The sequence below is a fragment of the Pyxidicoccus caerfyrddinensis genome (assembly GCF_010894405.1).
GTDB classification, from domain to species: domain Bacteria; phylum Myxococcota; class Myxococcia; order Myxococcales; family Myxococcaceae; genus Myxococcus; species Myxococcus caerfyrddinensis.
The window spans coordinates 1-8,823 of the sequence record NZ_JAAIYA010000062.1; the positions used below are offsets into that span (position 1 = coordinate 1).

Annotated in this window: 7 protein-coding genes and 2 pseudogenes; 7 read left to right on the forward strand and 2 right to left on the reverse strand. The window is 68.5% G+C overall.

The genetic code is table 11. The features are described 5' to 3' along the window. Positions 1–639: 639 nt before the first annotated feature. Genes G4D86_RS51235 through G4D86_RS51265 form a run of 7 tightly spaced genes read left to right on the forward strand, consistent with a single transcriptional unit; the run spans position 640 to position 6,713 of the window. Complete coding sequence (locus G4D86_RS51235; RefSeq protein ID WP_164003023.1) at positions 640–1,176, forward strand: VOC family protein; 537 nt, start codon at positions 640–642, stop codon at positions 1,174–1,176. A gap of 12 nt (positions 1,177–1,188) precedes the next feature. Then, positions 1,189–2,103 carry a SagB family peptide dehydrogenase gene (locus tag G4D86_RS51240; RefSeq protein WP_164003024.1) on the forward strand — a complete coding sequence of 305 codons (915 nt, stop codon included), beginning with the start codon at positions 1,189–1,191 and terminating at the stop codon, positions 2,101–2,103. Positions 2,104–2,136: 33 nt separating this feature from the next. Continuing rightward, the gene (locus G4D86_RS51245) at positions 2,137–3,171 is read left to right on the forward strand and encodes a TOMM precursor leader peptide-binding protein (protein ID WP_164003025.1); all 1,035 of its coding nucleotides are present in this window, start codon (positions 2,137–2,139) and stop codon (positions 3,169–3,171) included. 4 nt (positions 3,172–3,175) lie between these two features. Beyond that, positions 3,176–4,501 (forward strand): YcaO-like family protein, encoded by a 1,326-nt coding sequence (locus G4D86_RS51250; RefSeq protein ID WP_164003026.1) that lies wholly within the window; start codon positions 3,176–3,178, stop codon positions 4,499–4,501. Next, positions 4,476–5,159, forward strand: coding sequence for a CPBP family intramembrane glutamic endopeptidase (locus G4D86_RS51255; protein WP_164003027.1), 684 nt, complete (start codon positions 4,476–4,478; stop codon positions 5,157–5,159). The genes G4D86_RS51250 and G4D86_RS51255 overlap by 26 nt, the downstream gene beginning before the upstream one ends. Further along, complete coding sequence (locus G4D86_RS51260) at positions 5,156–5,926, forward strand: CPBP family glutamic-type intramembrane protease (protein WP_164003028.1); 771 nt, start codon at positions 5,156–5,158, stop codon at positions 5,924–5,926. The genes G4D86_RS51255 and G4D86_RS51260 overlap by 4 nt, the downstream gene beginning before the upstream one ends. A 13-nt stretch (positions 5,927–5,939) precedes the next feature. Beyond that, positions 5,940–6,713 (forward strand): class I SAM-dependent methyltransferase, encoded by a 774-nt coding sequence (locus tag G4D86_RS51265; RefSeq protein WP_164003029.1) that lies wholly within the window; start codon positions 5,940–5,942, stop codon positions 6,711–6,713. A 246-nt stretch (positions 6,714–6,959) separates the two neighbouring features. Here the strand turns inward: G4D86_RS51265 and G4D86_RS51270 are convergent. Next, positions 6,960–7,247 (reverse strand): annotated as a pseudogene (locus G4D86_RS51270) (integrase core domain-containing protein); the annotation flags it as partial. A gap of 7 nt (positions 7,248–7,254) precedes the next feature. After that, positions 7,255–8,426: pseudogene (locus G4D86_RS53655) on the reverse strand (IS30 family transposase). Positions 8,427–8,823 lie beyond the last annotated feature (397 nt).

An 8,823-nucleotide genomic window follows, 5' to 3' on the forward strand; every position in this document is an offset into this window, starting at 1 on the left:
ACGCCCCCCGTCGTTCTTCTCCAGGCACCAGCCCCGCATGGTGCCCGCGTGCACCACCAGCAGGGCCAGGAAGTTCACTTTCCCATGGCGCACGTACTCGAACTCGCGGTGCTCGATGTGAGCCTGCTCCGATTCCCTCTTGCGCGAGCGCGCAGCGAGAGTCCAGGCGCCACCCGAGCAGGCGTGGTGTTGGTTTTCAAGCAGTAACTGCCCCTGCGGCAGCATAGCGCTCCTGCCCGTTCACGCGCATTCATGTGGACGTCTTTCCCGACGCTCCATGCGCGGGTGGCCCAGATAGTACGAGGTGCACATGGCAAAGCTCACCACAATATTGGCGGCCCTCGCTGCTGCTGCGCCACTGACGAACTAAGCTGATTCCACCAGCGCTGCGGAGGAAACATGAAGGCGAAGGAAATAAGCCAGATGGTCGTGGCGGCAAGGGTCTTTGTCGAGCACCGCAGTTCGGCCCAGCAGGGTCTGGTCACGAAGTTCGCGCGCGATGGGCACCTGCCGATGCCGGGCGCCTGTTCGTGCTGCGGCTCGGGATGCTCGTCGACCAGCAGCTGTTCTTGCTGCTGGTGAGGCCAGAGTCGCGGCGGTGGTGGAAGCGGTCTGTCTAACAGTGGAAGGAGAACGGCAATGGCACAGCCCAAGGCGAAGTTCATTTTCTTTAGCGTGCCGACGATGAACTCGGTGGCCTCGCGCGCCTTCTACGGCGCGCTTCTCGGCAATGACGATTTTGCTCGGAGTCTGAACGACGCGGTGGAGTCGTACTATCAGCCCCTCCAGGACGGGCTCAATCTCAATATCACGCAACGCTTCGACTCGCGCGAGCCGATCACGCCATACTTTGCAGTCGACGATCTCGACTCGACGCTGAAGGCGCTTGAAGCAGCTGGCGGCCGGGTCGCGGTCGAGCCGCGTGAGGTCCCGGTCCAGGGCCCGCCCGCCGCCATGAAGGCCTACCGCGACCACGCCCAGCAGCGCGGAGACCAGCCTGACACCCGGCTCGGCCGCATGGCCACCGTGGTCGATCCCGACGGCGGTTACGTGGGGTTGATGGAGCTGACCAACACCGGCAAGAAGCACTTCCGGTTTGGAAAGCCGTTGCTCAGCCAGGCGCGGCAGGACGATCACGACAACTGGAAGAAGATCGCGCGCAAAGAGTTCAAGTAGCGCATCTCGAACATGGCGCGTGAACCCATCAATCCGCACCTGCTCCGCCTCGCGGTCTACTCGAACAGCTTCAGTTCGGTGACACCGGCGGCTAGGGCGACCGCGTTGCGGACGAACCCGTTCCGCTTCGGCGCGCTGCGCCAACTGCCGGAACCTCGGATCGCCGAGGATTTCTTGATCGCGTCGCGACTCAGGCGCCGCGATATCGATCTTGAGAGCTCGATCGGCGGCTACTACTCGCCCGATACCGGCCTCATGCTGGCGCTCATCGGCCGCGAGGGGAAGCGAGGGTCGCGCACGATCCCACTTCCGGCGTCGGCCCCGCTGCGCATGAACCTGGGGCACGCGCTGCACCAGCGCCGAAGCGTGCGGTCCTACACCGGTGACGCGATGTCGCTCGCGCACCTCGCCACGCTCGCGCGCGCCGCCGCCGGCAAGACCGGCGAGCTGGTCGGCGCCTCGGGTGAGGCTCAGATGCCGGTGCGCAGCGTGCCCAGCGGCGGTGGCCTGTATCCGATCGACCTCTGGTTCGCGGGGCTTCGGGTCGACAAGCTGCCGCGCGGCGTCTACGTCTACAGCTCGACCGAGGATCTGTTGTGGGCGGCCGGCGACGGCAAGCAGGTCGACGCCCTCGTCGCGTCGCTCGCCAATCCCGCCAACAACATCGGCATCGCCGAGGCGACGGCGATCTGCATCCTGGTGGCTCGTCCGTGGCGCAGCATGCGCAAGTATGGTGCCCGCGGGATGCGCAACGTGTTCCTTGAGGCCGGCGCCATCGCGGAGCACGTGAACCTCGCGGCCACCGCGCTGGGGCTCGGCAGCGTCGATTGTGGGAGCTTCTACGACGATGAGGCCAACGAGGCCCTCGGCCTGGATGGAGTCTATGAAACACTCGTGCACGCACTGGTGCTCGGCGTGCCCGCGTAGCGCGGCCGGCCCGGCACCGTGCGGGAGAACTCCGTGAGGATCAAACGACACTACGCGCTCGTCGCCCACAGCCCCGACGTGGTCGAGCTCCGCCACGGCGTCTGGAACCCGACGTCGATCACGCTGACCGACGAGAGCGGCTCGGGCCGGTTGTTCCGGTTCCTGCGCCAGCTCGACGGCACCGTGGCCCCCCGCGCGCTCGGGCATGCCGAGGGCATCCCGCCGGCTCAGATCGACGAGATCCTCGACCAGCTCGCCCAGCTCGACGTACTGGAGACCGGCGCGTCCCACGCGCTCGACTACTACCTCGACAATATCGTCCCCAACCTAGTGCCGTTCGAGAAGCCGGCCGCGCCGGTCCGCCCCACCGTCGTCGTGGCCGGCACGCCGCCGCTTGCCGACCAGCTCGCCGGCATCTTGGCCGCCAACGGCGCCCACGACCAGTACGACGTGCAGCGGATTGACGAGCGGCTCCAGCGCCGGTTGGTCGAGGGCGGTCCAGGCTGGCTCAGCGACCCCCTGGCCTTCGAGGAGCGCGCCGTGGAGTTCGCGCCGTGGAAGGGGCGGATGCTCGCCTTCGTCACCGCGTCGATAAACCCCATCGAGTTGCATGCGATCAACCGGATCTGCCTGCACCACCGCGTGCAGTGGATCCACGCCGCGATCGACGGGCCGTTCCTGCTCGTCGGCCCGGCCATCGTCCCGCACCGGTCGCCCTGTTACGAGTGCCTCGAGATGCGCGTGCTCATGAACATGCGCAACGGGGCCAGCTACCAGAGCTACAAGGCCGCGCTCGTCGAGGGCCGGGTCGTCCGCGCTACCGCTGCCCTCGACTCGGTCCTGTCCGCGATGCTGGTGTCACTGACCTCCTTCGAGGTGCTGAATCTGCTGTTGACCGACGCCACATTCACCACCGGCAAGATGCTCAGCGTCTACCTGCCGACCCTGGAGTTCAGCGTGAACGAGATCCTGCGCCTGCCGGGCTGCCCAGCGTGCAGCCCGCCCGTCGAGAGCGAGAATCGCGAGATGTTCTTCGACATTCGCGCGGTGCTGGGGCGGCAGGGCTGAGCGAATGAAAGCGCGCGTCTACACCGGGAGCCGGCAGCTGTCGCTGCGGACGCACCGGCTCCTCGACCGCATGCTGGCGCCGGCCACCGGGTTGTGCCAGCAGATCGGGTTCCTGATGCGCAGCCCTCTTGAGGCGCGGCTCGCGGTCGCCGGCGGCGACATGACCGGCGTGCACGTGCTGCGCGGGCTGGGCGAGCCGCGCTCGGGCTCGCACCACATCGGCGGATGCGGCCCCACGTACGACGAGGCCATCATCAAGACCCTTGGTGAGACCGTCGAGCGCTACGCGCAACAGAGCGTGATCGTCGACGGGCGGGTGCGGATCCAACGCGCGTCGTACCAGCAGATGCTCGCGGCCGGGCACCGCGTGCTCGGCGGCCCCGGCTTCGATCTATTCACGCCGGCCCAGCTCGCGCGCCCCGGCTTCCCGTTCACGGCGATCGACGCCCGCACCTCGATCGGATGGGTCGCGCTGTCCTCGCTGCCCGACCACGGCGAGTGCTGGGCGCCGGCACAGGTGGCGCTCCTTGGTTACCGGCGCGCGCCCGACGAGCCCCGCTTTATGCTCGGCGTGAGCACTGGGACGGCCGCGCATACCGACCCCGTACAGGCGCTCGAGCGCGCGCTCCTCGAGCTGATCCAGATCGACTCCGTGATGGGGCACTGGTACGGCCGCGGCGTCGCCGTGCCGCTGGCCGCCGACGAGCGCACCCGCGCGGTGACCGCGGTCGTGCAGCGCCACATCCATCGCGATGGACCGCGGCCGCGGTTCTACTGGTTGCCGAACGCCGATCTACCTGGCTTCACGATCGCATGCCTCGTCGAGGACGACGTCGTGCCGAAGCTGGGCGTCGGGCTTGGTTGCAGCCTCCGCCTCGATCGCGCCATCTACAGCGCGTTCCTCGAGGGGATGGCAGTCGCGCAGCTCGCCAAGGTGATCCTGTTCCGCCAGGCCGTCGGCGACCTGCCGCCGACGCCGACACCGGAGGCGCTCTACGATCTCGATCTCAACGTGAGCCACTACGCGGTCCTGGGCGCCGCTGCGGTACGGCGGAAGTTCCCCGACGGCCAGCCGGTGCGCACGTCCGAGCTGCCGGCCGACTTCGGCGGCGGCACGCGCTGCCTGATCGAGTCCTTCGCGAAGACGAACAAGGCGCTGGCGTGGCTCGACATGACGACGCCTGACCTCCGCAGCCTCGGCTTCTACGTCGCGCGGGTGTGGTCGCCCGAGACGCTGAGCCTCTGCTTCCCCAGCGCGCCGCCGCTACGGCACTCTCGGTTCGGCGCGTACGGTGCCGCGGACCATGAATCTCCCCACCCTTACCCCTGACGCGCAGATCTACGTCGTCGCGATTCTCGCGCTGTGCTGCGGGACCTGTGGTGAGCTGGCGTTCTTCGTCCAGCGCGTGATGGCGCGCCGGGCGCTGCGCCCGCCGTTCCTGCGCGTTTACGCCGCGGTGATGGCATGTATGGTCGCGGCGGCCGCGGTGGTCGTCGACCTGGCCTCGCTGGTGCCGCGCACCTGGCTCGGGGCCGCGGGGGCGGCTGGCGCCGGTCTGGTCGTGGGCGCCATCGCATGGCGGAGCGAGGTCGCCTTCAAGATGCGGTACCTGGTCGGACGCGACGAGCGGCGCGGGGGCGGCGTGGTGGCGCCCCGGTACGAGGCGGCGCCATCGGCCCTGCTCCTAGTCGCAATCGGCGCGCTCGAGGAGATCCTGTTCCGCGGCGTGCTGTTCGAGCTGGCGCGCGCGGTCGAGTCCGACGTCTGGGAGGTCGCGGCCCACGCCGGGGTGAACCTGATCTTCCTCGCGATCCACGTGCGGCTCGGCCGGCGCGAGATGATCAGCAAGATCCCGCTCGGCCTCCTCGCCTTCACAGCGACGCTGGTCACGGGCAACGTCGCGGCCGCGGTAGTCGGCCACGTCTGGTTCAACCTGCGCGCTGCACGCCGGCTGGGTGCGCGGGGATCGCGCTGGGAGCCGCGATGAAAGAGGTAGTGTACTGCGCCGCGGTAGTCGCGTTCTACGCGTTCTTCTACCGGAGCGTGGTGAAGCGGTGGGGCGCCGTGGTGCAGCCGCTCATCGATCGGCTCGGAATGCAGGAGTCGCACTCCACCCGCGAGGTCGAGGCGGTCGCCAAGCTGACCGCGGCCACCGTCGCGCAGCTCGGCTTCGCGGTGGTGCTGATCGCTGTGACCGGCGTTGGCACCCGCGACCTCGTAGGCGACTGGACTCGGGTCGACGTGCTGGTGCTGGCGGCAGTGCTCGGCATCGGAGAGCTGGCGCTATCGGGGCTCCTGTGCGCCGCGATCGTGGTCGGGAGCGGTGCCGACGCCGATCCGGCGCGGGGCGGCGCCGCCGCCTGGCTGGCGCAGGGCCGCGGCGGATGGATGTCGCAGTTCCGCGCCACCGTGCGGATCGCGCCGCGGTGGCTGGCGGCGGCCACCGTGATCCTCTACGTCTCGGTCGAGGAGATCGTCTTCCGCGGCGTCACGCTAACGGTGCTGCGCGGCGTCGATTCCGAGGTCGCGATCGCGGTCTCGGTCGCGCTGTTCATGCTGGTGCAGGTGTTCAACATGCCGTCGCTGCGCGGCGCGATCTTCCCGATGGGCGGCGCCCTCGTGGTCGGCGTCACCCACAGCATCATCTACACGCAGGCGCCGGGCGTGCTGCCGCTCGCGGTCGCCCACAGCACGTTCTTCCTGGGTGCGCTGGCGATGTTCTCGCCGCCGGCACCCGCAGGGCGCATGCACTGACGAGGATTTCCCGATGACGGTGTCACCAAGTGTCCGTGTACCGGACGAGCTGTGGCGAACCTGGCGGGCCCGCTGGGATCGATTCCAGTCCGCCTACGTGCCGCAGCGGGAGCAGCAGTGGCACCTGATGGGCGAGTACGTTTCGTCTTACTGGCCGCGGCCGGGCCTGCGCGTGCTCGATCTTGCGTCGGGGCCGGGCGCGATGGGCGTCGCGCTCCTGGCGCAGCGCCCCGACGCCGAGGTGGTCTGCCTCGACGTCGACCCGTGGCTCCTCGAGATGGGCCGGCGGACGATGGCCTGCGAGCCGCGCGTGACCTGGGTCGCCGGCGATCTGCGCGATCGCGACTGGCCGGCGGCGATCCCCGCCGGGGGCTTCCATGCGGTGGTCACCGGTGCGGTCTTGCACTGGCTAGAGCGCGACGAGCTCGCGTCGATCTATCGCGGCGTCCATGTCCTGCTGGTGGACGGCGGCATGCTGCTCTGCTCCGACGTGCTGCCGACCGGGACCCAGCGGATCGGCAACGCCGCGCGCGGGATGCTGCAGCGGCAGCTCGCCGATCAGGCTCCCGCCGGCGGCGAGAGCTGGCACTCGTTCTGGTCCGGCGCCGAGGCCGAGCCGGCGTTCCGCGAGCTGCTCGAGCTGCGGGCCCAGCGTCTCGGGCCACGGCGCCCGCGCGTGTTCCCGCCCATCGACGCCCATCTCGAACTGCTGGCGGAGGCCGGCTTCCGCGACCTCGGCGAGATCTGGCGCCTCCACGAGTACGCCATCCTCCTCGCGATCCGGTGATCAGAACAGACGGCCCTGCGACGCGCAGCCGATGGGGGTCTTTGGCGGAGGCGGACAGCCTTTGTGCGAGTAGCCGGCGGGGCGGTGGCGACCCGGCCGCTCCCCGCAGCAGCGGTCCCTGGCCAGCGGGAGGCACTCTCGGCGGCGACCTCCCACCAGAAGCGTCAGGCCCCTGCCACACACCTGATGGGAGCGAGGCCTGGGCAGGCGTGTACTGGGCTTGCCCCGGTTTCGTGGACAGGTTCGTTAAGCTGCTGCACGCCGGGTTGAGACGTCCCGCTCGTACTGCTCGGGGCTGACATAGCCAAGTGCGGAGTGTCTGCGGCGGCGGTTGTACCACGCCTCAATGTACTCAAACAGCGCCCGCCTGGCCTCCTCGTGTGTCTGGAAGCTGCGCTCGTAGACGAACTCCATCTTCAGCGAGGAGAAGAAGCTCTCCACGACGGCATTGTCCCAGCAGTTGCCCTTCCTCGACATGCTGCACGTGATGCCGTTGTGCTCCAGCAGCTGGCGGTAGTCCTCGCTCGTGTATTGCTTAGATTCAAGGAGTCGTCGCAACGCCACCTCGTTGGAGTGAGCATAGCTGGGCGTCGAGAGCCTCGGCGGGCGTTTTCCATCCAAGAGTCTTGCGAGGCCGGTGGTTAAGGGCAGCGGCGACAGTGGCGAGGTCCTCGCGGGAGTACCTGGCCAAGTCTGTTCCTTTCGGGAAGTACTGGCGAAGCAGGCCGTTGGTGTTCTCGTTCGTGCCTCGTTGCCATGGGCTGTGTGGGTCGCAGAAGTAAATGGCCAGGCCTGTGTCGACTCGCAGGCGCGCGTGCTGAGCCATCTCGGCGCCCTGGTCCCACGTGAGTGTTCGGCGCAGCTGTTCCGGCAGCGTGGTGAGCGAGGAGGCGACGGCGCCTCGGACCGCTTCGGCACCATGTCCTGCCAAGGCGGGACCGTTCTTGACGCGAGGCTGGCCGTGGGCGTCCATGCGGGGCAGGTGTAGTAGCATTGTGAACCGGGTGGTGCGCTCGACCAGAGTGCCTATTGCGGAACTGCCCAGCCCCATAATCAGGTCACCTTCCCAGTGCCCAGGCACTGTCCGGTCCGTGACTTCAACTGGGCGCTGGCTGAGTCTGCTCTCGGAGCTGACAAACTTCTTGCCGTGCCCACGGGTTCGGGCCCTTGGCACCCGCAGAGCCCGTCCGGTCCGCAGGCAGCTGACCAGCTCGCGTCGGAGTGCACCACGGCTTTGCACGTAGAGCGCCTGGTAGATGGCCTCGTGGGAGAGCCTCATCGACTCATCCTCAGGGAAGTCCACCCGAAGTCTGTTGGCAATCTGCTCGGGACTCCAGGAGGTTTTGCCCAACGTCGGTCTTTCCGTCGTCCGTGGCGCCGACCATTCCATCGCACCTCTGGGCCGGGCACGCCCGTCCCGTCGGTAGCGCTGAGCATGCCCGCCAGTCGCTGCTGCACGTACTCGCGCAGCTTGCTGTTCGCTGTGAGCTTCGCGACCTTCGGACGACTCGCGCGCCGGTCCGCATGCCACTGGGCGGTCGTGGCTCGATACTCCAGGGCGCCGCCCCGGGTTGCGGCATTGCGACGCAACTCCCGAGAGATGGTCGATGGAGAACGACGGAGCCGACGCGCTATCGCGCGAACCCCGAGGCGCTGGGCGTGCAGAATCGCGACTTCCTCTCGCTCGGCAAACGACAGGTACCGCCCCGACAGCGGGGCCAGACTGCTCGACGGCATGCCGCCACCTTCGCGGAACCACCTGCATCCCACCACCGGCGATACGCCGGCTTCTCTCCCGGCGTCTTCGCTCGAAAGTCCGCGGGCGATTGCTTCCCAGAATCGTTGCCGATGCTCACGCCTTCCCACGGATGGACGACCGGGCGACGGCATAGGAGGACGCCCAGCGCGGGCAGCCCGTCGATGCTTGTTTGCTCCCATCGCAACTCCTCAGATTCGAGCGTTGCGACGACCAGTTGAATCCACCGCCCCGTTGCAACCCGTGAGGTGAGGGTCGACAGCGAGCGCCGGCGCTGCGAGGCGTGCGGCACGCGGACGCGTGCGGATTGGCGCTCGCGGCGCTGCGTGACGACGCTCACCGGCTGCGTGGGGC